General features: G+C 55.6%; 20 protein-coding genes and 1 riboswitch. Of the genes, 9 read left to right on the forward strand and 11 right to left on the reverse strand.

The window, feature by feature from the left end:
- Window positions 1–190: 190 nt before the first annotated feature.
- Together murI and btuB are read right to left on the reverse strand one after the other, a co-directional pair.
- A complete protein-coding gene (gene murI, locus G163CM_RS17295) occupies window positions 191–1,042 on the reverse strand; it encodes a glutamate racemase (RefSeq protein WP_231825744.1) in 852 nt (283 codons plus the stop codon).
- Complete coding sequence (gene btuB, locus G163CM_RS17300) at window positions 987–2,855, reverse strand: TonB-dependent vitamin B12 receptor BtuB (protein WP_231825745.1); 1,869 nt, start codon at window positions 2,853–2,855, stop codon at window positions 987–989. The genes murI and btuB overlap by 56 nt, the downstream gene beginning before the upstream one ends.
- Window positions 2,856–2,921: 66 nt before the next feature.
- Window positions 2,922–3,103: riboswitch (cobalamin riboswitch) on the reverse strand.
- Between the two features lie 114 nt (window positions 3,104–3,217).
- On the opposite strand from btuB, the gene trmA reads away from it, so the two are divergent.
- Window positions 3,218–4,318, forward strand: coding sequence for a tRNA (uridine(54)-C5)-methyltransferase TrmA (gene trmA, locus G163CM_RS17305; RefSeq protein WP_015966474.1), 1,101 nt, complete (start codon window positions 3,218–3,220; stop codon window positions 4,316–4,318).
- Window positions 4,319–4,373: 55 nt separating this feature from the next.
- Here the strand turns inward: trmA and G163CM_RS17310 are convergent, their stop codons facing one another.
- Window positions 4,374–4,733 carry a YijD family membrane protein gene (locus G163CM_RS17310; protein ID WP_015966475.1) on the reverse strand — a complete coding sequence of 120 codons (360 nt, stop codon included), beginning with the start codon at window positions 4,731–4,733 and terminating at the stop codon, window positions 4,374–4,376.
- Window positions 4,734–4,748: 15 nt separating this feature from the next.
- Complete coding sequence (gene fabR / locus G163CM_RS17315; RefSeq protein WP_015966476.1) at window positions 4,749–5,384, reverse strand: HTH-type transcriptional repressor FabR; 636 nt, start codon at window positions 5,382–5,384, stop codon at window positions 4,749–4,751.
- Between the two features lie 322 nt (window positions 5,385–5,706).
- Between fabR and sthA the strand changes: the two genes are divergently transcribed.
- The gene (gene sthA / locus G163CM_RS17320) at window positions 5,707–7,107 is read left to right on the forward strand and encodes a Si-specific NAD(P)(+) transhydrogenase (RefSeq protein ID WP_149464197.1); all 1,401 of its coding nucleotides are present in this window, start codon (window positions 5,707–5,709) and stop codon (window positions 7,105–7,107) included.
- On the opposite strand, the gene oxyR is transcribed toward sthA, so the two are convergent.
- The 4 genes from oxyR to argC all read right to left on the reverse strand — a co-directional run bounded on the left by oxyR (window position 7,090) and on the right by argC (window position 11,627).
- Complete coding sequence (gene oxyR, locus G163CM_RS17325) at window positions 7,090–8,010, reverse strand: DNA-binding transcriptional regulator OxyR (RefSeq protein WP_231825746.1); 921 nt, start codon at window positions 8,008–8,010, stop codon at window positions 7,090–7,092. The two genes, sthA and oxyR, sit on opposite strands and share 18 nt — an antisense overlap.
- A gap of 349 nt (window positions 8,011–8,359) precedes the next feature.
- Window positions 8,360–9,733 carry an argininosuccinate lyase gene (gene argH, locus G163CM_RS17330; RefSeq protein WP_231825747.1) on the reverse strand — a complete coding sequence of 458 codons (1,374 nt, stop codon included), beginning with the start codon at window positions 9,731–9,733 and terminating at the stop codon, window positions 8,360–8,362.
- A gap of 103 nt (window positions 9,734–9,836) precedes the next feature.
- Entirely contained in the window at window positions 9,837–10,610 is a 774-nt protein-coding gene (argB, locus tag G163CM_RS17335; protein ID WP_015966480.1) for an acetylglutamate kinase, read from the reverse strand.
- A 12-nt stretch (window positions 10,611–10,622) separates the two neighbouring features.
- Window positions 10,623–11,627 (reverse strand): N-acetyl-gamma-glutamyl-phosphate reductase, encoded by a 1,005-nt coding sequence (gene argC / locus G163CM_RS17340; protein ID WP_231825748.1) that lies wholly within the window; start codon window positions 11,625–11,627, stop codon window positions 10,623–10,625.
- A gap of 181 nt (window positions 11,628–11,808) precedes the next feature.
- Here argC and argE point away from each other — a divergent pair, with 181 nt between their 5' ends.
- From argE to G163CM_RS17360, 4 genes are all read left to right on the forward strand, one after another.
- Window positions 11,809–12,960, forward strand: a complete 1,152-nt coding sequence (gene argE / locus G163CM_RS17345) for an acetylornithine deacetylase (RefSeq protein WP_015966482.1) — start codon at window positions 11,809–11,811, stop codon at window positions 12,958–12,960.
- Window positions 12,961–13,261: 301 nt separating this feature from the next.
- Window positions 13,262–15,913 (forward strand): phosphoenolpyruvate carboxylase, encoded by a 2,652-nt coding sequence (gene ppc, locus G163CM_RS17350; protein ID WP_231825749.1) that lies wholly within the window; start codon window positions 13,262–13,264, stop codon window positions 15,911–15,913.
- 225 nt (window positions 15,914–16,138) lie between these two features.
- Entirely contained in the window at window positions 16,139–17,872 is a 1,734-nt protein-coding gene (locus tag G163CM_RS17355) for a phosphoethanolamine transferase CptA (protein WP_015966484.1), read from the forward strand.
- A 200-nt stretch (window positions 17,873–18,072) separates the two neighbouring features.
- Window positions 18,073–18,924, forward strand: coding sequence for a helix-turn-helix transcriptional regulator (locus G163CM_RS17360; protein WP_015966485.1), 852 nt, complete (start codon window positions 18,073–18,075; stop codon window positions 18,922–18,924).
- Here G163CM_RS17360 and G163CM_RS17365 read toward each other — a convergent pair.
- The 3 genes from G163CM_RS17365 to G163CM_RS17375 all read right to left on the reverse strand — a co-directional run bounded on the left by G163CM_RS17365 (window position 18,911) and on the right by G163CM_RS17375 (window position 20,749).
- The gene (locus G163CM_RS17365; protein ID WP_231825750.1) at window positions 18,911–19,267 is read right to left on the reverse strand and encodes a PTS fructose-like transporter subunit IIB; all 357 of its coding nucleotides are present in this window, start codon (window positions 19,265–19,267) and stop codon (window positions 18,911–18,913) included. The genes G163CM_RS17360 and G163CM_RS17365 overlap by 14 nt on opposite strands.
- 64 nt (window positions 19,268–19,331) lie before the next feature.
- The gene (locus G163CM_RS17370) at window positions 19,332–19,652 is read right to left on the reverse strand and encodes a PTS fructose-like transporter subunit IIB (RefSeq protein WP_231825751.1); all 321 of its coding nucleotides are present in this window, start codon (window positions 19,650–19,652) and stop codon (window positions 19,332–19,334) included.
- 17 nt (window positions 19,653–19,669) lie between these two features.
- The gene (locus tag G163CM_RS17375) at window positions 19,670–20,749 is read right to left on the reverse strand and encodes a PTS fructose transporter subunit EIIC (RefSeq protein WP_015966488.1); all 1,080 of its coding nucleotides are present in this window, start codon (window positions 20,747–20,749) and stop codon (window positions 19,670–19,672) included.
- 307 nt (window positions 20,750–21,056) lie between these two features.
- On the opposite strand from G163CM_RS17375, the gene ptsP reads away from it, so the two are divergent.
- From ptsP to gldA, 3 genes are read left to right on the forward strand one after another with little or no spacing between them, the layout of a single operon-like run.
- Window positions 21,057–23,558, forward strand: coding sequence for a phosphoenolpyruvate--protein phosphotransferase (ptsP, locus tag G163CM_RS17380; protein WP_231825752.1), 2,502 nt, complete (start codon window positions 21,057–21,059; stop codon window positions 23,556–23,558).
- Window positions 23,559–23,569: 11 nt separating this feature from the next.
- Window positions 23,570–24,232, forward strand: a complete 663-nt coding sequence (fsa, locus tag G163CM_RS17385) for a fructose-6-phosphate aldolase (protein ID WP_231825753.1) — start codon at window positions 23,570–23,572, stop codon at window positions 24,230–24,232.
- Window positions 24,233–24,244: 12 nt separating this feature from the next.
- Window positions 24,245–25,348 (forward strand): bifunctional L-1,2-propanediol dehydrogenase/glycerol dehydrogenase, encoded by a 1,104-nt coding sequence (gene gldA / locus G163CM_RS17390; protein ID WP_231825754.1) that lies wholly within the window; start codon window positions 24,245–24,247, stop codon window positions 25,346–25,348.
- The last annotated feature ends 109 nt before the right edge of the window (window positions 25,349–25,457 follow it).

Here is a 25,457-nt window from a genome sequence, read left to right on the forward strand (position 1 = left end):
GCTATCCCGCCACAGAGTCAAGTTTTATTTCACTTTTCTCTGCTGAAGTTCTCTTAAGAACCTCGCTGACCCGGCGGCTTGCGTGCCGTTGTTCCGTGTCAGTGGAGGCGCATTATAGGGAGTTCTGAGACGTTGACAACCCCTGTTTAAAAAAAACTTTTCAACCGTCTCTTTTTTGAGCAAAACCGCATTAAACTGGCAGTTTTTCAAGCGTTTCGAAGCCATAGCGCTGTAAAACGGGTAAAAGTCGTACAGTCTCCGCCGTCAACGCCATGCAAAATGCTTTATTCTCTTCCGTCGATTTCGCATCGGGTGCTTCATGTTCCAGCAGCCAGGCCGTGCGACGCGCAATCGCCGCACCGGAATCGATCATCCGCGTACCTTCCGGGAGCACCTGCAGCAGTTCATCACGCAGCAGCGGGAAATGCGTGCAGCCAAGCACAACCGTATCCGGCGGCTCCTTCATCCGCAGCCACGGGCGCAGAATACGACGCAGCTCATCCAGCGAAACAGGATCGCCGTGTAATTTCGCTTCCGCCAGCTCCACCAGTTCCGCCGAACCCAGCATTTCGATTTTGCATTCATTGGCAAAACGGGCGATGAGTTCATGCGTATAAGGACGCTTCACCGTGCCACGCGTTGCCAGCAAGCCGACAATACGGTTGGCCGATAAACGTGCCGCCGGCTTAATGGCCGGTACCACGCCGACAACCGGGAAGCCAAACTTCTCGCGCAGGGCCGGTAATGAAACGGTGCTTGCGGTGTTGCAGGCGATAATCGCCAGGGAGAGCGGGTAACGTTGCTGAACGGCGGTCACAATCTCAACCACGCGCTCAACAATGAACTCCTCGCTTTTTTCCCCGTAAGGAAAGGCAACGTTATCGAAGGTGTAGATGTAATGAAGGTCCGGCAGAAGTTGACGGACCTCATCATAGACCGACAGCCCACCGACACCGGAGTCAAACACCAGTACGGTAGGCCGTGGTTCAGAAGGTGTAGCTGCCAGACAAGGTGTATTCCCGTCCTGCAGTTTGGTAGCCATAAACTGTCTCGTAATCTTTATCGAACAGGTTGGCTATTTTACCACGAACTGTGAGCTGTGAGGTGACTGGATATGACGCGGAAACATCAACCGTGCTGTAGCTCGGTAAAACCTGCTGTTTCGGGTTGTATTGTGACGTGTTGTTATCGTAGCGACGACCGTAGTACTGCCACGACACATCCATGTCCACATCAAACAATGTCCAGTCGAGCTGATATTTCGCCTGACGCTTAGAGCGGCGCGCCAGCACTTCATCATTCTCATCGTTACGCGGGTCCATATATTGCAGCGTCACGCGGTGATTAAAGATCCCCGTATCAAAACTGCCGGTCCACTCCACGCCTTTAATGGTTGCCGAGTTGATGTTGGCGTACTCGCCGTCATAGGTAACCGGGTCGGAGTAGTAGGTAATCAGGTTAGAGATCTTGTAGTGATACGCCGACAAACGCCAGTCCAGCGGACCCGTCAGGCCTTCCAGCCCGGCTTCCCACTGTTTTGACTCTTCCGGTTTCAGGTCCGGATTCGAACTGATACCAAAGCGTGTTGAACCAAACTGCTGACCTAACGACGGCGCCAGGAAGCCGGTACCATACGATAACGTCACTTTATAGTTCTCGACGAACTGCCAGCCTGCCGCCGTTTGCCAGGTCCCGTGCCAGCCAAACTGTTCATCGTGATCTTCACGGCCAGAGGCTTCCAGCGTCACATCGCCAAACTGCTGCTGCCCGGTGAGATAAAGCCCGGTATTGTCGCGCTTATAGGTATCGGACATCACCGTATCCGACGAGGTCAAACGCTGCTGCTGCCAGTCTACCCCGGCGCTTACCGAGCCATGCCCGACAATCAGGTTGTTCCCCCACTGGAGATTACGCTGGGTCATGCGGTCAAGCGTCGTGCCGTCTTTATATCGACCATAAATGCTGCTGTAGTTATAGTCCTTCACCTTCTGATAACTGGCGATAAGCTCAGAAGAGTAGCTCCCAGAATGGAATCGCAGGCCGGTATCCCAGGTCTGGTTATACAGTTGTTCTTCATCGGCGCTGTACGCAGGCGAGTACGGCGGGCTTCCCAGGTCGTAATCGACATTATTGGTATAGCTGTGGCCACGGAAGAAGCCATCGAAGCTATCGTTGAATTTATGCTCCAGGCTTCCCCAGAAGGTTTTATTGCGGAAGCCATCGCGATCGTTGTCGTGGCTCCAGGTCGAGCCCGGCTGCACATCAAACCCTTTGGTGGTTTCATAAGAACCCGCCACCGTCGCTACCGTGTCACCAAAACGCTGACGCAACGTGCCATCGTATTGTTGATAGCCCTTAGAGCCCATGCTGGCGGAAATTTTCGATTGTTCCTCGTCAGAGTGGGTAATGATGTTGATTACCCCGCCCATCGCGCCGGAACCATAAATCGCCGAGCGCGGCCCACGGATGTACTCCACGCGCTGAACTAACGAAAGCGGGATCTGATTCAGGTCCGGGTTATTTGAGATACCGGGGCGGGTCATCGGAATACCATCGACCAGCACCAAAACCTGTTTGGTTTCGGTACCGCGGATAAAGAGCGAAGAACTCTGCCCCATCCCGCCATATTGCGCGATATCCACGCCCGGCAGGCGACGCATGACGTCATTAAGATTTTTGGCCTGCCAGCGGTCGATGTCATCTCGGGTGACGATATCCATCGGTGCGAGGACGGTATTAACCGGCTGCTGGAAACGACTGGCGGTTACGACGAGGGTATCTGAAGTGCTGTCCTGCGCCCAAACGGAAAAAGCCGAGACGGATAACGCCGTCATCAGCGAAGTTTTTTTAATCATTGTTAAAGCATCCACAATAGAATAAGGATGCCGCCGGTTTCATCGATAGCCCGCGATGATGAAAACCCAGTGCGACGTCACCCGGCAGGTCTTCGGGCTCGGGGGCGTTTACCGGATGAAGACTTCCCACCTTTTCAGGCAGTGTCTGCAAAATGCGTTCATCCCACCACTCCTTACCGCTGCGCGTCAGCCCCAGATTTTCACTGGATTCCCTTTTAACTCACAGGACCGGAACACGGATGCTACATTTAGTTACATACAGATGTCCAGACTGCCATCACGATTCAGGAAAACATCAATCGCTGGACATCCCCTGAGCAGGCCCTACAATCCCCGCGTACTTTTATTATTCAGGATGCATCATGACCCCCGAACACCTTCCTACCGAGCAATACGAAGCGCAGTTGGCCGAGAAAGTGGTCCGTCTGCAAACGATGATGGCCCCGTTCAACGCGCCGGTTCCGGAGGTGTTTCGCTCGCCAGTCAGTCATTACCGCATGCGTGCGGAATTTCGCATCTGGCATGATGGGGACGACCTGTATCACATCATTTTCGATCAGCAGACCAAAAGCCGCATCCGCGTGGATTCCTTCCCGGCAGCCAGCGAGCTCATCAATACGCTGATGACCGCGATGCTGGACGGCGTGCGTAACAACCACGCTCTGCGCCACAAACTGTTCCAGATTGATTATCTGTCTACGCAAAGCAACCAGGCGATCGTTTCTCTGCTGTACCATAAAAAACTCGACGACGCGTGGCGTGTGGAAGCGGAGGCGCTGCGCGATGCATTACGCGCGCAGAACCTGAATGTGCATATCATCGGCCGCGCGACGAAAACGAAAATCGCGCTGGATCAGGACTATATCGACGAACGTCTGCCGGTCGCCGGGAAAGAGATGATCTACCGCCAGGTGGAAAACAGCTTCACCCAGCCGAACGCGGCAATGAACGTGCAGATGCTGGAGTGGGCGCTCAACGCCACGGAAAACTCAACCGGTGATTTGCTGGAACTCTACTGCGGGAACGGTAACTTCTCGCTGGCGCTGGCGCGCAACTTTGACCGCGTGCTGGCAACCGAAATCGCCAAGCCGTCCGTCGCCGCCGCGCAATACAACATTGCGGCGAACCACATTGATAATGTGCAGATTATTCGCATGTCGGCGGAAGAGTTTACCCAGGCGATGAACGGCGTGCGGGAATTCAACCGCTTGCAGGGAATTGATTTAAAAAGCTATCAGTGCGAAACGATTTTTGTCGATCCGCCGCGCAGCGGGCTGGATAGCGAAACCGAGAAAATGGTGCAGGCGTACCCGCGTATTCTGTACATCTCCTGCAACCCGGAAACGCTGTGCCAGAATCTGGAAACATTAAGCCAGACCCATCATGTGGAACGCCTGGCGCTGTTTGATCAGTTCCCGTATACGCACCATATGGAGTGCGGCGTTCTACTGACGAAGAAATAGACCCTTTGTATTGCCGGATGCAGCGTCAGCGCCTTATCCGGCATACAGCATTGCGCTATTCAGAAATCTCGTGCTTCCGATTACGCATTTTCACGCCAATCCAGAACACCAGAATCACCGACAGCACCGCTGGCAGGAAGTTAGAGCCGATATCCGGATACTCCGCGCGCACCACGGTGCTGTATAACAGCACGCCCAAAATAAAGCAGGCCGCCGCCAGGCCAGGCAACCCCACCGGCATCGTGCGATTCTGATACCGCTGATGCAGACAGTACACCGTCAGCACCAGCGCAATAATCGGGAATACAGAAAACGGCACAATGGAGCTAAACAGCGCCGCAAAAGTTCCGTTAATTGATAAGCCAGCGATCAGCGCCAGCAACAGCGTTCCTTTATCTTGTCCTGACTGTTTCATTGCTCGTCTTCCACCTTATTCGGAATGATGTGTCGTTTTTTCCTGTTCGCGACGATACCAGTAATACGCACCTTTCGAGATCATGCGCAATTGCAGCACCAGCCGCTCTTCCAGCTGGCGTCGCTGTTCCGGCGTGACATCTAACGCTTCCGCGCCTGCGCTAAAGACAATCGTCACCATCGCTTCCGCCTGCGCTTCGGTAAACGCGCGCGGCATATGGTTTTCGATTTCCAGATAGTCGGCAAGTTCCGCAATGAAGTGCTGAATTTCGCGCGCGACCGCAGCACGAAACGCCGCAGACGTACCGGAACGTTCGCGCAAAAGCAGGCGAAAAGCGTTCGGGTTATTGCCAATGAACTCCATAAATGTCGATACGGAGGTGCGGATCACGCTGCCGCCTTTAGCGATACGCTGACGCGCCTGGCGCATCAACTGACGCAGCATCAGGCCGCTTTCGTCCACCATCGTCAGCCCTAGTTCATCGACATCACGAAAATGTCGGTAAAAGGAGGTTGGCGCAATGCCCGCTTCGCGAGCCACTTCACGCAGACTCAGGCTGGCAAAGCTTCGCTCAGCACTCAGTTGACTAAATGCTGCTTCCACCAGCGAACGCCTGGTTTTTTCTTTTTGTTGCGCTCTAACGCCCATCACGATGATTGAATCCTTCCAAATGCCTTGTTGGCACTATACCAGAGATTAAAACTAATCGACTTATACTCTTCATCCTTCAAGTTTCTCCTGCGTTGGCTGCGCTCGCTCACCCCAGTCGCTTACTTCAGTAAGCTTCTGGGGATTCTCTCCCTTGCCGCCTTGACGAAACTCGAATGATTTTGAGTATACATAGCTTTGTGAATGATTGTTTACGGGCGATTTATGCTCTTTTGCATGAAAAAAGCACAATGATAATTGGGTTATCCCAGTGAAGATGTTATGATTCTGTTGCTTTTATGTATAAGAACAGGTAAGCCTTACCATGCCAAATTCCTACGATTATGATGCAATAGTAATTGGTTCCGGCCCCGGCGGCGAAGGCGCTGCGATGGGTCTGGTGAAACAGGGAGCGCGTGTCGCCGTTATTGAGCGTTATCATAATGTCGGCGGCGGATGTACCCACTGGGGCACCATCCCCTCAAAAGCACTTCGTCATGCCGTTAGCCGTATTATTGAATTCAACCAGAACCCCCTTTACAGCGACCACACCCGACTTCTCCGTTCCTCTTTCGCCGACATTCTGAACCATGCCGACAGCGTGATTAATCAGCAGACTCGCATGCGTCAGGGCTTTTATGAGCGTAATCACTGCGAAATTTTGCAGGGCAACGCGCATTTCGTTGACGAACACACGCTGGCGCTGGAGTGCCCGGACGGTTCGGTCGAAACGCTGACGGCGGAAAAATTCGTCATCGCCTGCGGCTCGCGCCCCTACCGCCCTGCCGACGTCGATTTCAGCCATCCGCGCATTTACGACAGCGACTCGATCCTCAGCCTGCATCACGAGCCACGCCACGTCATTATCTACGGCGCAGGGGTGATTGGCTGTGAGTACGCCTCCATTTTCCGTGGAATGGACGTCAAAGTAGACCTGATCAACACCCGCGACCGCCTGCTGGCGTTCCTCGACCAGGAAATGTCGGACTCGCTCTCTTATCACTTCTGGAACAGCGGTGTGGTGATTCGTCACAACGAAGAGTACGAGAAAATTGAAGGCCTGGACGACGGCGTCATCATGCACCTGAAATCCGGCAAAAAACTGAAAGCCGACTGTCTGCTGTTCGCCAACGGGCGCACCGGGAACACCGATTCACTGGCGCTGGAAAATATCGGCCTGCAATGTGACAGCCGTGGTCAGTTAAAAGTGAACAGCATGTATCAGACCGCGCTGCCGCACATTTACGCAGTGGGCGACGTCATTGGCTATCCGAGCCTGGCGTCTGCTGCCTACGATCAGGGCCGCATTGCCGCGCACGCGATGGTAAAAGGCGAAGCGACGGCGCACCTGGTGGAAGACATCCCAACCGGGATTTACACCATTCCGGAAATCAGTTCTGTGGGTAAAACCGAACAACAGCTGACGGCGATGAAAGTGCCGTATGAAGTGGGTCGGGCGCAGTTTAAACACCTGGCGCGCGCGCAGATTGTCGGTATGAACGTGGGAACGCTAAAAATTCTGTTCCACCGTGAGACGAAAGAGATTCTGGGTATTCACTGCTTTGGCGAACGCGCGGCGGAGATTATTCACATCGGCCAGGCGATCATGGAGCAAAAAGGCGGCGGTAACACCATCGAGTACTTTGTTAACACCACCTTTAACTACCCGACCATGGCCGAAGCCTATCGGGTAGCGGCGCTTAATGGCTTAAACCGCCTTTGGTAACGCTTTCTCGTCGAAGTGACCTTCCATCGCTCCACGAATAGCCTCTGCCAGTTGCTCATAGCGACTGCGCAGGGGTGATCCCGGACGATAAACAAGGCCCACGGTACGGCGAGGTTCTGGCTTAATGCACGGCAGGTAGACAACGCCATCGCGGCGACGCTCCTTCGGCACAGCCAGCGCCGGTAACAGCGTAATGCCGCTGCCTGCCGCCACCATATTACGCAGCGTTTCGAGGCTGGTTGCCCGGAAATGCGTATCTTCATCCGCGCCCGCTTCAAAACAGAAGCCCAGCGCCTGGTCACGCAGACAGTGACCATCTTCCAGCATCAGCAGCTTCTCACCCGCCAGATCGGACATCGGCACGCGCTCGCGCTCGGCCCACGGATGATCTTCATAGATCGCCAGCATCATTGGCTCATCAAACAGAGGCACTTCGATAAACGCCTCGCTCTCTTTCACCAGCGCCAGAATGGCGCAGTCCAGCTTACCGCTGTCGAGCTGTGCCAGCAGTTGATGCGTTTGCGCTTCATGCAGGTACATTTCGAGTTTCGGGAAAGTCTGGTGAAGCATTGGGATAATGTGCGGTAACAGATACGGGCCGACCGTCGGAATCAAACCGATATGCAGCGGACCAGACATGGTCTCTCCCTGCTGGCTTGCCATTTCCTTGAGCACTTTGACCTCACGCAGCACCGTGCGCGCCTGATCCACCAGCAGTAAGCCTGCCTGGGTGAAAAGCACTTTACGGCTGGTGCGTTCCAGCAACATCACGCCCAGCTCATCTTCCAGCTTGCGGATTTGCCCACTCAGCGTTGGCTGACTGACATGGCACGAGTCTGCCGCCCGACGGAAATGCCGGTGTTCGGCTAACGCGACCAGGTATTCAAGATCACGAATATTCATTATTCATCCTCCATTGCCACGATAGTTCGCGGCGATAGATAGAATAGCAATGAACGATTATCCCTATCAAGCTTTCTGTTCAATAATGCAACACAGAAACGGAGCGGTACCTCCTTAACCCTTGAAGTCACCGCGATGTTTCGCAGAGTTTCTCTCAAACTCGAAATAACTAAAGCCAACGTGAACTTTTGCGGACCCTCAGGTCCGCATTTTTTTTGTACGAATACCCCTCACCCCAACCCCTCTCCCGAAGGGAGAGGGGCTAGACCGCGGAATGATTAAGATCTTATGTCTTTGCTCGATCGGTTCCCTCTCCCTTCGGGAGAGGGTTAAGGTGAGGGGAAAATCGTTAAATCAAACGCTGTTTCGCATCGCTAATCGCCTGCGCCACCTGCTTCGGTGACACGCCGCCTTTCGCCGCACGTTTATCCAGGCAAGACTGCAACGACAGAATCGGATACACATCATCGCCAATCACGCTGCTGAATTTTTGCAGATCGGCCAGCGCCAGCGCTTCCAGCGGTTTGCCCTGTTTAATGGCTTCGACCACCGCTTCGCCCACGATGTGGTGCGCTTCACGGAACGGCACGCCTTTGGCGACCAGATAATCTGCCAGCTCGGTGGCATTGGCGTAACCCTGCTGCGCCGCTTCCTGGCAACGCGGACGTTTCACCTGAATGCCGTCCAGCACCAGCGCCGCCATATGCAGACAATCCTGCCAGGTGTCGAGCGCGTCAAACAGGCCTTCTTTGTCTTCCTGCATATCTTTGTTATACGCCAGCGGCAGACCTTTCAGCGTCATCATCATGCCGGTCAGCGCGCCCTGCACGCGGCCACATTTACCGCGAATCAGCTCCAGCGCATCCGGGTTTTTCTTCTGCGGCATCAGGGAAGAACCTGAGGTCACGCGGTCAGACAGTTCGACAAAATTCGCTTCACCGGAATTAAAGAAGATCAGGTCTTCGGCAAAGCGCGACAAGTGCACCATGCCAATTGAAGCGGTAGACAACAGTTCCAGCACGTGGTCGCGGTCAGAAACGCTGTCCAGGCTGTTGCGGGTGGCAGAGGCAAAACCTAACCAGCCAGCCAGTTGTTCACGATCGATTTCGTAAGCCGTACCGGCCAGTGCACCGCTACCCAGCGGGCTAACATCGAGGCGTTTTACCGCATCCTGCAGGCGGCTTTCATCACGCGCCAGCATCTCAACATAAGCCAGACACCAGTGAGCAAACGTCACCGGCTGCGCACGTTGCAGGTGGGTGTAACCCGGCATTACTGCATCCTGATTCTGCTGCGCGGTTTCCACCAGCGCGCTCTGCAACTGACGGTTAGCCGACAGCAGCTCCGCAACGGTATCTTTGCACCACAGCTTCAGGTCGGTCGCCACCTGGTCGTTACGGCTGCGCCCGGTATGCAGTTTTTTGCCCAACTGGCCGACTTTATCGATAAGCTTGCCTTCCACCCAGCTATGAATGTCTTCGGCATCGCTTTGCAGAATTTGCTGCGGGTTCGCACGAACCTCTTCCAGCAGCACGTTCAGCGCCTCTTCCAGCTGCAGCTGCTCTTCAGCCGTCAGCACGCCTACCGTGACCAGCGCTTTAGACCAGGCAACAGAGCCAGTAATATCCTGTTCCGCCAGGCGATAGTCGAAGCGCAAAGAGTCGTTAAACTGTTTGAACCGTTGATCCGCTGCCTGAGTAAAACGCCCGCCCCAAAGTGCCATAAATCTGTTCCTTATTTTGAATTTCAATGCCGGATGGCGCTTCGCTTATCCGGCCTACGGTGTAGGCTCGATAAGGCGCAGCCGCCATCGGGCGAAAAAAGAGTTAAGCCAGAATCCGCGTGCCAATCGGCGTGCCGTTAAACAGCGCCGGGAGTTGCTCCGCATGACGCCATGAAGCGATATCCACCGGGCGACCCAGCGTGCGTGCGGCATCCAGCGCCGCATTCACTTTCACAATCATGCCGTCGGTAATAATGCCCTGCTCGATCAGTTGCTCTGCTTTTTCCGCCGTCATCTCGGCGATACGCTGGCCTTTGCCGTCGAGAATGCCGCTCACATCAGAAAGCAGAATAAGATCCGCGCCCAGCGTCGCCGCCAGCGCCGTCGCCGCCTGATCCGCATTGACGTTCATCAGTTCGCCTTCAGCCGTCACGCCAATTGAACTGACAACCGGCAGGAAGCCACCGTCCAGCAGCAAGTTAATGAGTTTTGGTGAACCCGGCATCGCCAGGCCGACATGGCCCAGTTCTTCATCGAGTTTGGTCACCTTGACGCTATCGCCGTCGCCCAGGAACAGGCCCACAGAGGCGATATCATGTTTCTTCGCCCACGCCAGCAGCGTTTTGTTGGCCGTACCCGCCAGCGCGCCGGTGATGATGTCAATCTGGTCGGCAGGCGTTACACGCAGGCCGTTCTTCTTTTTCACCGGCAGATTGAGCTGTTTCATCAGTTCATCCACCACACAGCCGCCGCCGTGCACAATCACTAACGGGCGCTGATGTGACTCACGATAATTCACCAGTGCGGTAAACAGACGCTCCAGCGCCTCTTCGCTATCCAGCAACACGCCGCCTAATTTAATAATTAATGGATTCATCGTCATCACACCTTAAAAAAGAGACTGCGTCTCGGCGAAGCCGAAACGAATATTGGCGCACTGGATGGCTTGCGCCGCGGCGCCTTTTAACAGGTTATCTTCCGCGGCCACCACAATCAGGTGCTGGTCCTGCACGGCAAAACCGATATCGCAGAACGGTAAACCGACCACGTTTTTCAGCGCCGGAACGCCTTTGTCATAGAGACGCACCAGCGGTTTGTGGGCATACGCCTGCTGGAAAGCCGTCGCCACCTGGTCTGCATTCACGCCCGGTTTCAGGCGGCAGGTGATGGTTTCGAGGATGCCGCGTTTAAAGTTACCCAGGTGCGGGGTAAAAATCACCTGCGCCCCCAGGTGGGTTGAAATTTCCGGATGATGGCGATGGTTAAACACGCCATACGGTTGCAGGCTCACTTCGCAGAAGCTGTTAGAGAGCGCCGCTTTACGCCCGGCGCCGCTCACGCCACTGGTGGCGTCGATCACCGGCCACTGGGTGAGATCCAGCAGATCGGCATCAATCAGCGGTTTAAGCGAGAGCTGCGCCGCCGTCGGGTAGCAACCCGGCACGGCGATCAGGTTGGTCTCTTTCAGCGCGTCGCCGCACCACTCGGCGAGGCCATACACCGCCTGCTCAAGTAATTCAGGATGCTGATGGGTGAAGCCGTAATATTTTTCGTAGAAGGGCGCGTTGTTCACGCGAAACGCCCCGGAGAGGTCAAACACCACGCAACCGGCGGCCAGAAACTGCGGCGCCAGATCGTGGCTGACTTCGTGCGCGGTGGCGAGGAAAACCACATCCACACCGGCGCTGAATTCACTGATATCCGACATCGGCTGCAACGGCAAATCCACAATGCCCTTCAGCTGCGGATGCAGGTCAGAGATTAACTTTCCTGCATCATTGCTTTGCGCTGAGACCGTCAAAGCGGTTATGTTCATATGCGGATGGCGATTTACATAGGTCACAAGCTCTGCGCCAGCATAGCCACTGGCACCTACAATCAGCGTATTCAACATCGGGGCTGTTCACCTTCTTACGTCATATGCCTGGGAAGAATGCTTATCTTCCTCACCCTGTTGAGCGTCTTTTGCCTTTTACCCTACGGTTTAAGGGTTTTCTTACGCTCAACGATATTGTATTTTTATTCACAAATACTGCATGAATATTGATACTATCACGACCTGAGGTGTGTCAACAATGAAAAACAATTTACCGCCATTTATCGAGATTTACCGTGCATTGATCGCCACACCTTCCATCAGCGCGACCGAAGAAGCGCTTGATCAAAGTAATGCGTCTTTAATCACTCTGCTCGGCGATTGGTTTGCCGCGTTAGGCTTTAACGTCGAAATTCAGCCGGTTCCCGGCACGCGCAATAAATTCAATATGCTGGCCAGCACCGGAAACGGCGCAGGCGGCCTGCTGCTTGCCGGTCACACCGATACCGTACCGTTTGACGATGGCCGCTGGACGCGCGATCCCTTCACCCTGACCGAGCATGAAAACAAACTCTACGGCCTGGGCACCGCCGACATGAAAGGCTTCTTCGCCTTTATCCTCGACGCTCTGCGCGATGTGGACGTATCAACGCTGAAAAAACCGCTCTACATTCTGGCGACCGCCGATGAAGAGACCAGCATGGCAGGCGCGCGCTACTTTGCCGAAACCACCGCTCTGCGTCCGGACTGTGCCATCATTGGTGAGCCGACGTCATTGCAGCCTGTGCGCGCACACAAAGGCCACATCTCCAGCGCCATTCGCGTGATGGGGCAATCGGGCCACTCCAGCGACCCGGCGCGCGGCGTCAACGCAATTGAAATCATGCACGACGCGATTGGCCGCGTGATGCAGTTGCGTGACTCACTGAAAGAGCGCTATCACTACGAGGCGTTCACCGTGCCCTACCCAACGCTTAACCTCGGTGCCATTCACGGCGGCGATGCCTCGAACCGCATCTGTGCCTGCTGCGAGCTGCATATGGATATTCGCCCGCTGCCGGGGATGACGCTAAACGATCTCAACGGGTTGCTGGATGAAGCGCTGGAACCGGTAAGCGCCCAGTGGCCTGGCCGATTGACCGTCTCCGAACTGCACCCACCGATTCCCGGCTACGAATGCCCACCAGACCACCAGCTGGTTCAGGTGGTGGAAAAACTGCTCGGTGCACAAACCGAAGTAGTGAACTACTGCACCGAAGCGCCGTTTATCCAGACCCTGTGCCCAACGCTGGTACTCGGACCGGGCTCTATCAACCAGGCCCACCAGCCGGATGAATATCTGGAAACGCGGTTTATCAAGCCGACGCGCGAATTGATCACCCAGGTTGTGCATCACTTCTGCTGGCATTGATATGCCCCCCTCGCCCTAACCCTCTCCCTCAATGGAGAGGGGACCCGATTTTCTCCCTCTCCCTGTGGGAGAGGGCCGTGATGAGGGCATCCGCACGCACATTTCCATAAGCATTACTTATCTGACACGATGCGAATTAAATTTCGTAAATTGCCGCGATTTACTCGATTGCTGAAGCGATTTCGCAGCAATTGACGTGGGGGTTTTTACGTGGCTTTATAAAGGAGGTTGCTTATCCTGGCTTTGCGTTCCGAAGCCTGGGGTATAACAAAATAAAATGAGATGGGGTGTCTGGGTTAACATGAACGAACAATATTCCGCGTTGCGTAGTAATGTCAGTATGCTCGGTAAAGTGCTAGGCGATACCATCAAGGATGCGCTTGGTGAGAACATTCTTGACCGTGTAGAAACTATCCGTAAGTTGTCGAAGTCCTCCCGCGCTGGCAATGAGGCCAACCGTCAGGAACTGCTGACAACGCTGCAAAACCTCTCCAACGATGAACTGCTGCCGGTGGCGCGTGCCTTCAGCCAGTTTCTGAACCTGGCGAATACCGCCGAGCAGTATCACAGCATCTCGCCGAAAGGCGAAGCCGCGAGCAACCCGGAAGTGATTGCGCGTACGCTGCGTAAACTCAAAGAGCAACCCAATCTCACCGAAGCCACCATTAAAAAAGCCGTCGAATCGCTGTCGCTGGAGCTGGTTCTGACCGCCCACCCGACAGAAATCACGCGCCGCACGCTTATCCACAAAATGGGCGAAATCAACGGTTGCCTGAAGCAGCTGGATAACAAAGATATCGCCGACTACGAACGTCACCAGTTGATGCGCCGTCTGCGCCAGCTGATTGCGCAGTCCTGGCATACGGACGAAATTCGTAAGCACCGCCCAAGCCCGGTGGATGAAGCCAAGTGGGGCTTCGCCGTAGTGGAAAACAGCCTGTGGGAAGGCGTGCCAAATTATCTCCGCGAGCTTAATGAACAGCTTGAAGAGAACCTGAACTACCGCCTGCCGGTCGATTTCGTCCCCGTTCGCTTTACTTCCTGGATGGGCGGCGACCGTGACGGCAACCCGAACGTTACCGCCGAAATCACCCGTCACGTCCTGCTGCTGAGCCGCTGGAAAGCGACCGATCTGTTCCTGAAAGATATTCAGCTGCTGATCTCCGAGCTGTCGATGGTCGAGTGTACCGACGAGCTGCGCGCCCTGGTGGGCGAAGAAGGCGCTCAGGAGCCGTATCGTTATCTGCTAAAAAACATTCGCAGCCAGTTAATGGCAACCCAGTCCTGGCTGGAAGCGCGCCTGAAAGGCCAGCGCCTGCCAAAACCGGCGGGATTAATCAGCCAGAACGAACAGCTGTGGGACCCGCTTTACGCCTGCTATAAATCCCTGCAAGCCTGCGGAATGGGCATTATCGCCAACGGCGAACTGCTCGACACCCTGCGCCGCGTGAAGTGTTTTGGCGTGCCGCTGGTACGTATTGACGTCCGTCAGGAGAGCACTCGCCACACCGAAGCGCTCGGCGAGCTGACCCGCTACCTGGGCATTGGCGACTACGAAAGCTGGTCCGAAGCCGACAAACAGGCGTTCCTGATCCGTGAACTGAATTCCAAGCGCCCGCTGCTGCCGCGTAGCTGGGAGCCAAGCAACGAAACGCGCGAAGTCCTCAATACCTGTAAAGCGATTGTCGATGCGCCGGTGGGCTCGGTCGCCGCCTACGTCATCTCGATGGCGAAAACGCCGTCCGACGTGCTGGCCGTGCACCTTCTGCTGAAAGAAGCGGGCATTACCTTTGCCCTGCCGGTCGCGCCGCTGTTCGAAACGCTTGATGACCTGAACAACTCGAACGATGTCATGACTCAGTTGCTGAATATCGACTGGTATCGCGGCTTTATTCAGGGCAAACAGATGGTGATGATTGGCTATTCCGACTCCGCGAAAGACGCGGGCGTGATGGCCGCCTCCTGGGCGCAGTACCAGGCACAGGACGCGCTGATCAAAACCTGCGAAAAAGCGGGTATCGAACTGACGCTGTTCCACGGTCGTGGCGGCTCCATTGGTCGTGGCGGCGCGCCAGCTCATGCGGCACTGCTTTCTCAACCGCCGGGAAGCCTGAAAGGCGGCCTGCGCGTGACCGAACAGGGCGAGATGATTCGCTTCAAATACGGCCTGCCGGAAGTCACCGTCAGCAGCCTGTCGCTTTATACCAGTGCGATTCTCGAAGCGAACCTGTTACCGCCGCCGGAGCCGAAAGAAGAGTGGCGCGGCATTATGGACGAGCTGTCCGATATCTCCTGCGAGATGTATCGCGGCTACGTGCGTGAAAACAAAGATTTCGTGCCTTACTTCCGCTCCGCGACGCCGGAACAGGAACTGGGCAAACTGCCGCTCGGTTCACGTCCGGCAAAACGTCGCCCGACAGGCGGTGTGGAATCCCTGCGCGCCATTCCGTGGATCTTCGCCTGGACGCAGAACCGTCTGATGCTGCCAGCCTGGCTGGGCGCGGGCGCGGCGCTGCAAAAAGTGGTGGAAGATGGCAAACAGAGCCAGCTTGAAGCCATGTGTCGCGACTGGCCGTTCTTCTCCACGCGTCTGGGGATGCTGGAAATGGTGTTCGCGAAAGCGGACCTGTGGCTGGCAGAATATTACGATCAGCGCCTGGTGAAAAAAGAGCTGTGGGGTCTGGGTGAAGAACTTCGCACCTTGCTGGAAGCCGATATCAAAGTGGTGCTGGCGATTGCCAACGACGCACACCTGATGGCCGACCTGCCGTGGATTGCCGAGTCCATTCAGTTGCGTAACATCTATACCGACCCGCTGAACGTGCTCCAGGCCGAGCTGCTGCACCGCTCTCGTCTGGCGGAAGAAGAAGGCAAAGAGCCGGACCCTAACGTTGAGCAGGCGCTGATGGTCACTATCGCAGGCGTTGCAGCAGGTATGCGTAACACCGGCTAAGCAATTTAAGTTAAGTCTCAATCAAATAAGTGCGCTGGCTCACGCCGAAATAAGCGCACTTATTTTTTTTGATTTCGCCGCAAAACCTTTTCATATTCGCTCTGTCTATCAATGTGCTCGACGTGATTTTTTACTGCCGCAACAATAACGGCTGGAGTGCACCTTAAGGTTCACTTAATAAAATATTGTTACGGTTGGCACCACGAATTCTGACAGGCTTAATTTATGCTCTCCACTACTACCCCGGCTGAAACTAAGTTTAGCTGGAAGGCCCTCGGTTGGGCGCTGCTCTACTTTTGGTTTTTCTCTACCCTGCTACAGGCCATTATTCTTTTAACGGGCTATAGCGGTACGAACGGATTTCGTGACTCTCTTTTATTCAGCTCGTTGTGGCTGATCCCTATTTTTCTCTTTCCGAGTAAAACGCGCATTATTGCCGCCGTTATCGGAATAGTGCTGTGGGCCGCCTCGCTGGCGACGCTGTGCTACTTCGTTATCTATGGGCAGGAATTCTCGCAAAGCGTGCTGTTCATTATGTTCGAATCGAACGCCAATGAAGCCAGCGAATACCTGAGCCAGTATTTCAGCCTGAAGATTGTGCTAACAGCGGTGGCGTATACCGCGGTGGCGATTTTCCTGTGGTCGAGACTGAAGCCTGTCTATATCCCACACCTCAGCCGCTGGCTGGTCTCTTTTGCGCTGCTGTATGGGCTAATTCTTAATCCTATTGTGGCTGGAAGCGTTGTCGGTGATAAACCGCTGGAAAAAACGCTGAACGGTATGGCCTCCCGTATGGAGCCCGCCGCACCGTGGCAGTTTATTACCGGCTACTATCAATATCGCCAGCAATTAACCAGCCTGAACAAGCTGTTAAGCGCTAACAACGCATTACCGCCACTGGCGAATTTAAAAGACAGCTCCGGCGATGCGCCGCGCACGCTGGTGCTGGTGATTGGCGAATCGACGCAACGTGGTCGTATGAGCCTGTATGGCTACCCGCGTGAAACCACGCCGGAACTCGATGCCCTGCATAAGAGCGATAAGAACCTGACCGTCTTCAACGACGTCGTTACGTCTCGCCCTTATACCATCGAAATCCTGCAACAGGCGCTGACCTTTGCAAACGAGAAAAACCCGGACCTCTACCTGACCAAACCGTCATTGATGAACATGATGAAACAGGCCGGGTATAAAACGTTCTGGATAACCAACCAGCAGACGATGACCGAACGCAACACCATGCTGACGGTGTTCTCGAAGCAAACGGACAAACAGTTCTATATGAACCAGCAGCGTACGCAGAGCGCGCGCGAATACGACACCAACGTGCTGGATCCGTTTAAAGAAGTGATGGCTGACCCGGCACCGAAGAAATTGATCATCGTTCACCTGCTGGGTACGCATATCAAGTATGAGTATCGCTACCCGGAGAAATGGGGCAAATTTGACGGTAAAACCGACAATCTGCCTGCCGGGTTATCGCAGGAACAGCAGGATGAGTACAATGCCTACGATAACGCGAACCTGTACAACGACCACGTTGTCGCCAGCCTGATCAACGAGTACAAAGCAACGGACCCGAACGGATTCCTGCTCTACTTCTCCGATCACGGTGAAGAGGTTTACGACACGCCGCCGCACAACATTCAAGGGCGTAACGAGCTGGCGCCGACGCGTCACATGTATACCGTACCGTTTATGCTGTGGACGTCGGATAAATGGCAGGCGGCACATCCGCGTGATTTCTCGCAGGACGTTAACCGCAAGTACAGCAGCTCGGAGCTGATTCATACCTGGTCCGACTTAGCTGGGCTGAGTTATGACGGTTATGATGCGACGCGTTCCATCACCAGCCCACAGTTCACGCCGATGACGCGCTGGATTGGCAACCCGTACAAGAAAAACGGCTTAAAAGATTACGATTCACTGCCTTACGGGGAACTCCAGGGTAATCAGTGAGAATTGCCTGATGCGCTCCGCTTATCAGGCCTACAGGTTTTCTGCAAGTTATTGAATGTAGGCCGGATAAGGCGTTCACACCGCATCCGGCAAAACAAAGCGCACGTTGTCTGCAATCTTTGAGGCCACTCCATTCAGGAGTGGCCTTTTTTTTCGCATCCCGTTAATGTTGCGAGCAATGCAACAGAGAAGGGATCGCTATGCATCACGACATCACGCAACTGCTCACCCGGCTAATCAATACGCCGTCTGAACTGCAAACCATTCACTTTGCCAGCACCACCAGCCCGGCGCCTGAACTGGCGTATCAGGTCGATTTCCCACGTCTGGAAATCGTGCTGGAGGGCGAGTTTAGCGATGCAGGTGCGGCCACGCGCATGCAGCGTCATGATGTCCTGTTTGTGCCCGCAGGCGGCTGGAACTTCCCGCAATGGCAAACGCCGGTAACCACCCTCAGCATTCTGTTCGGTAAGCAGCAGCTCGGTTTTAGCCTGGTGCACTGGGACGGCAGCCATTCGCACAGTCTCCATCGCCAGCACGTCGCCCGGCGTGGGCCGCGCATCGGTTCGTTTCTCCTGCAAACGCTGCATGAAATGCAGATGCAACCGCAGGAGCAACACACCGCGCGGTTGATTGTCGCCAGCCTGTTGAGCCACTGCTGCGACCTGCTGGGCAGCCAAATCCAAACTGCTTCGCGCAGTCAGGCACTTTTCGACGCCATTCGTGACTATATCGACGAACATTACGCCTCGCCGCTCACTCGTGAATCGGTGGCTCAGGCGTTTTATATCTCGCCCAACTATCTCTCACACCTGTTTCAGAAAACTGGTGCGGTGGGGTTTAACGAATATCTGAATCATACGCGGCTGGAACACGCCAGAATGCTGCTGAAGGGTTACGACCTGAAGGTAAAAGAGATTGCGCACGCCTGCGGCTTTGTCGACAGTAACTACTTCTGCCGCTTGTTTCGCAAAAATACCGAACGCTCGCCGTCAGAATACCGTCGCCAGTACCACAGCCAGCTCACGGAAAAGAAAACTACGTCAGAATAATGTGCGTGTGCTGCGGCGCGGAGATCAGCTTACGCACCGCGCTCATCGCTTTCAGCGGCTCGCGCAGAAACGCATAAATACCCGACTGCACATAGCGACATTGAGTAAAACGTTCTGCCCCGCTCAGCTCGATATCGGTGATCAACAGCACCGCATCAGCGCGCTGAATATCCTCTGCGGTAAGCGCATTTTCAATCCCCAACGCGCCCTGGGTTTCGATCTTGATGCTCCATTTTTCCTGCTGGCACAGTTTTTCCAGGCGTTCAGCGGCCATATAGGTATGCGCCACGCCGCTCACGCAGGCGGTGACTGCGACTAATCGTCTACCGGGGGATACCGTCATCGTTTTATCCTGCTTCTGGTTTTATGCATGCTGGCGAGTCTCCTCGCCAGCCCGGTATTCGCGCTTACGCCGTTTGTGCGAGATGCGCTTCAATTTTGCCCATAATCGCGTCGGCGCGTTTTACCGCATCACTAATGTTAACCCGCACGATAGTTTTCCCGGCAAAACGCTCCTCAAACTTGATACCGATATCTTTGGTCAGAATCACGATATCTGCGGCAGCAACGTCGCTTGCCGTCAGTTCATTTTCGAGGCCAATGGAACCCTGCGTTTCAACCTTCACGTCCCAGCCTTTGGCTTTGGCCGCGTTTTCCAGCGCTTCCGCCGCCATATAAGTATGTGCGACGCCAGACGGACAAGCGGTTACCGCGATAATCATGGTCATAATATTTACCTCTTCAATCAGTTAATTTCGAAATCCAGATCCAGGTCGTCTTCTTTTTCCGCGACCGGTTTCGCATTTTTACGTGCCAGACTTTTCAGGAGATTCACGCACACCGCCGTTACCACCGCGCCAACGGCAATCGCTACGATGTAGCCGAGTTTGCCTTCCACCACCGGCAGAACAATCAACCCGCCCCACCCGGCGTAGCACTGCGCGCCCATCAGCGCTGCCGTCACCGCCCCGCAAACGGAGCCGATCATAATGGACGGGATCACGCGCAGCGGGTCAGCCGCCGCAAAGGGAATCGCCCCTTCCGTCACGCCCACGCAACCCATCACCAGCGCCGCTTTGCCCGCTTCACGTTCTTCGCTGTTGAAGTTTTTACGATTAATCAGCGTTGCGAGGCCCAGCCCCAGCGGCGGCACGCAGATCCCGACGGCGGCAATCGCCACCACGGTATATACCCCCTGCGATACGCAAATCAGCATGAACGCATAGGCCACCTTGTTAACCGGGCCGCCCATATCAAACGCCAGCATCAGGCCCATGATCACCGCCAGCACCACGATGCTGCCCTGCTGCATACCTTGTAACCACTGCGTCAGGCCTACCGTTAGCGCGCCGACCGGCTCGCCCAGCCCCCACATCATCACGCCTGCGGTGATCAGCGTACCAACAATCGGGATCACGAAGATCGGCATCACCGAGCGCAGCACTTTATGCACCGGGATCTTTTTCAGGTAATAGACCACGATCCCGCCGATAATCCCGGCAATCAGCGCGCCGAAGAAGCCTGCGCCAAAGCTGTTGCCTACCCACGCACCAATCGCACACGGTGCCAGCGCGGAGCGCTCCGCGATGGAGTAACCGATGTACGCCGCCAGAAACGGCACCATCAACGTCAGACCGGCCACGCCAATATCAAACAGCTTTTTAAGGTTTGGATCGGTGGCGGCGTCCGGCACCGCACCCTTGCCGTATAACATGACGGAAACCGCCAGCAGGATCCCACCCGCCACCACAAACGGGATCATGTGCGACACACCGGTCATTAAATGCTGACGGGTGTTTTTGAGAATCTGCACCAACTCTTTCATCAGTTGCTCCCGGGCGTTACGCGCCCATATCCATAACGAGGTTGTGGAAACGATAGGCAATTGACGACGCGACAGACAGTGGATAAAAGGCGCATTTACTGGATATTTGTGATCGCATCAGAAAAATGCGATCGGTCTCAAAAGTTCGCAGCTCATCGCTATAGCCCACCAGATGGGAACTTGTGAAGGATCTCTCACTTTACGCCGGATATTACATTTATCCAGTTTTTGACAGATTTGTCAGATAGCGGGGCCGCGCTCAACCCTCCATCCTGTTCCCTATATCGAATGATTTGGAGATGAAGTGATGGCTCAGGTTGTAGAGTTTGTCTGTGAATTACCTAATGGCGTCCATGCACGCCCCGCCAGCCACGTCGAAACGCAGTGCAATAAATTCGCCAGCACCATTGAATGGCACAACCTGCGCACCGACCGTAAAGGTAACGCCAAAAGCGCGCTGGCGCTGATCGGCACCGATACCCTGGTGAACGATGCCTGCCAGTTGCTGATTACCGGCGAGGATGAACAGGCCGCCTGGCAGCATCTCTCTCGCTGGATAAGCGAAGAATTTCCCCTGTGCGACGCGCCACTGGCGCAGGCTGCCACGGTTGAACAGGCACCGTTGCCGGAATCGCTCACCCATCTCAATCCAACGCTGTTTCGCGCGCAGCCCGTCTGTAGCGGTAGCGCAGGCGGCGTTTTAACGCGTCTGGCCTCGCTCGATTTAAATCGTCTGGGTGAGTTGCCTGCCTCGCGTAGCGTGGAAGAGGAGCAACAGGCGCTGGATAGCGGCCTGGCGCGGCTGACCAAAATGCTGGAACTGCATCTGCTGGACAGCGACACCACCGCCAGCGCGATTCTGGAAGCCCATCGTTCGCTCGCCACCGACACTTCACTGCGCCAGCATCTGCTGGCCGGCGTGAACGAGGGCCTGAGCTGTGCCGAAGCGATTGTTCGCAGCGCCAACCATTTCTGTGATGAGTTCGCCCGCTCCAGCAGCAGCTATTTACAGGAACGCGCGCTGGACGTGCGTGACGTCGGCTATCAACTGTTACAGCAAATTTATGGTGAACAACGTTTCCCGGCCCCCGGAAAACTGACGCAGCCGACCATTTGCATGGCGGAAGAACTCACCCCCAGCCAGTTCCTCGAACTGGACAAAACCCTGCTCAAAGGTCTGCTGCTGCAAAGCGGCGGCACCACCTCACACACGGTGATTCTGGCGCGTTCTTTTAATATCCCAACGCTGGTCGGCGTGGATATTGACGCTCTCAACGCCTGGCAGGGGCAGCAGATTTTCCTCGACGGCAACGCGGGCGCGGTAGTCGTTGCGCCAGATGCCGCCGTGACGCGCTATTACCAGCAGGAAGCGTGGCTACAGGAACAACTGCGTCAGCAGCAGAGCGTCTGGCTTAACCAGGAAGCGCGCACCGCCGATGGTTTACGCATTGAAGTGGCCGCTAACATCGCCCATTCGGTAGAAGCGCAGGCCGCCTTCGGCAACGGCGCGGAAGGCGTCGGTCTGTTCCGCACCGAAATGCTCTATATGGACCGCGCCTGCGCACCGGGTGAAGACGAGCTGTATAACATTTTCTGCCAGGCGCTGAGTTCCGCCAATGGCCGCAGCATTATCGTGCGCACCATGGATATTGGCGGCGATAAGCCGGTGGATTACCTCAATATTCCGGCAGAAAACAACCCGTTCCTCGGCTATCGCGCGGTGCGTATTTATGAAGAGTATGCGGCGCTGTTCACCACCCAGTTGCGCTCTATCCTGCGCGCCTCGGCGCACGGCAAGCTGAAAATCATGATCCCGATGATCTCCTCGATGGAAGAGATCTTATGGGTCAAAGAGAAGCTGGCAGAAGCCAAACAACAACTGCGTAATGAACATATTCCGTTCGATGAGCGTATTCCGCTCGGCATTATGCTGGAAGTGCCCTCGGTGATGTTCATCATCGATCAGTGCTGCGAAGAGATCGACTTCTTCAGTATCGGCAGCAACGATTTAACCCAGTATCTGCTGGCGGTAGACCGCGATAACGCCAAAGTTACCCGTCATTACAACAGCCTGAACCCGGCGTTCCTGCGCGCGCTCGATTACGCGGTACAGGCGGTGCATCGCCAGGGGAAATGGATTGGCCTGTGCGGCGAGCTGGGGGCAAAAGGTTCAGTGCTGCCGCTGCTGGTTGGCCTGGGGCTGGATGAACTGAGCATGAGCGCGCCGTCGATTCCGGCGACCAAATCGCGCCTCGCACAGCTCGACAGCCGTGCCTGCCGCCAGTTGCTGAATCAGGCGATGGCCTGTCGCACCTCGCTGGAAGTGGAGCATTTGCTGGCGCAATTCCGCATGAGCCAGCAGGACGCGCCGCTGATCGCCACCTCCTGTATCTCGCTGGATAACGACTGGCAGAGCAAAGAAGAAGTGATCAAAGGCATGACCGATAACCTACTGCTGGCCGGGCGCTGCCGTTACCCGCGTAAGCTGGAAGCCGATCTCTGGGCGCGCGAAGCGGTGTTCTCGACCGGGCTGGGCTTCAGCTTCGCCATTCCGCACAGCAAATCAGAACATATTGAACAGTCGACCATTAGCGTCGCGCGCCTGAATGCGCCGGTACGCTGGGGCGACGATGACGCGCAGTTCATCATTATGCTGACGCTCAACAAACACGCCGCAGGCGACCAGCACATGCGGATTTTCTCCCGCCTGGCGCGCCGCATTATGCATGAAGAATTCCGTAACGCGCTGGTGAACGCGGCATCTGCCGACGCCATCGCCAGCCTGCTGCAACACGAACTGGAACTGTAAGAGGACGAATCATGGAACTGTATCTGGATACCGCAAATGTCGCGGAAGTTGAACGTTTGGCGCGCATTTTCCCGCTGGCGGGTGTCACCACCAACCCCAGCATTGTCGCCGCCAGCAAGGAGTCCATCTGGGACGTGCTGCCGCGTCTGCAAAAAGCGGTCGGCCCGGACGGCATTCTGTTCGCCCAGACCATGAGCCGTGACGCGGCTGGCATGGTTGAAGAAGCCAAACGCCTGAGCCAGGCCGTTCCCGGCCTTGTGGTAAAAATCCCGGTCACTGCTGAAGGTCTCGCGGCCATTAAATTGCTGAAAAAAGAAGGCATTACCACCCTTGGCACGGCGGTTTACAGCGCTTCGCAGGGATTGATGGCTGCGCTTGCCGGGGCGAAGTATGTTGCGCCGTATGTCAACCGCGTCGATGCCCAGGGCGGCGACGGCATTCGCATGGTGCAGGAACTTCAGGCACTGCTTGAACTTCATGCGCCCACCAGCAAAGTGCTGGCGGCCAGCTTCAAAACTCCGCGTCAGGCGCTGGATTGTTTACTGGCAGGATGTGAAGCAATCACCCTTCCTTTAGATGTAGCGCAACAAATGATCAACACCCCTGCGGTAGAGTCGGCAATAGAGAAGTTTGAGCAGGACTGGAATAACGCATTTGGTCATATCAACCTGTGAGGGAAATAGAGTATGGATCGCATTATTCAATCACCTGGTAAATACATCCAGGGTGCCGATGTCATCACCCGTCTGGGCGACTACCTGAAACCGATGGCGGAACGCTGGCTGGTTGTCGGTGACAAATTTGTCTTAGGCTTCGCCCAAGCCGCGCTGGAAAAAAGCTTCCACGACGCGGGTCTGGCGCTGGAAATCGCCCCGTTCGGCGGCGAATGTTCACAAAACGAAATCGATCGTCTGCGCGGCGTAGCGGAAAAAGCGCAGTGCAGCGCTGTACTGGGTATCGGCGGCGGTAAAACGCTCGATACAGCCAAAGCACTGGCGCACTTTATGTCGCTGCCGGTCGCCATTGCGCCGACCATCGCCTCGACCGATGCGCCGTGCAGTGCGCTGTCGGTTATCTACACCGACGACGGTGAATTCGACCGTTACCTGATGCTGCCGCACAACCCGAACGTGGTGATTGTCGATACCAAAATCGTTGCGGGCGCACCGGCTCGCCTGCTGGCTGCCGGTATCGGCGACGCGCTGGCGACCTGGTTCGAAGCCCGCGCCTGTTCACGCAGTGGTGCCACCACCATGGCGGGCGGTAAATGCACGCAGGCCGCGCTGGCGCTGGCCGAGCTGTGCTACAACACCCTGATTGAAGAAGGCGAGAAAGCGATGCTGGCGGCGGAGCAACACGTCGTCACCCCAGCGCTGGAACGCGTGATTGAAGCCAATACCTACCTGAGCGGTGTCGGTTTTGAAAGCGGAGGCCTGGCGGCTGCGCACGCTATCCATAACGGTCTGACGGCCATTCCGGATGCGCACCACTACTACCACGGTGAAAAAGTGGCGTTCGGTACACTCACGCAACTGGTGCTGGAAAACGCCTCGGTGGAAGAGATCGAAACCGTCGCCGCCCTGTGCCATTCCGTCGGCCTGCCGATTACGCTTGCGCAGCTGGATATCAAAGAAGATATTCCGGCGAAAATGCGCAAAGTGGCTGAAGCCTCCTGCGCGGAAGGTGAAACCATCCACAACATGCCTGGCGGCGCCGATCCAGACCGCGTTTACGCCGCGCTGCTGGTTGCTGACCAGTACGGTCAGCGTTTTCTGCATGAGTGGGAATAACGCCTGATTGACCATTGTTCGTCGGGTGGCGCTACGCTTACCCGACCTACAAACATCTGACTGTCGGCCCGGTAAGCGCAGCGCCACCGGGCGATTCTTTGCATCTGTC

Source organism: Pseudocitrobacter corydidari (assembly GCF_021172065.1).
Taxonomy (GTDB): Bacteria; Pseudomonadota; Gammaproteobacteria; order Enterobacterales; family Enterobacteriaceae; genus Pseudocitrobacter; species Pseudocitrobacter corydidari.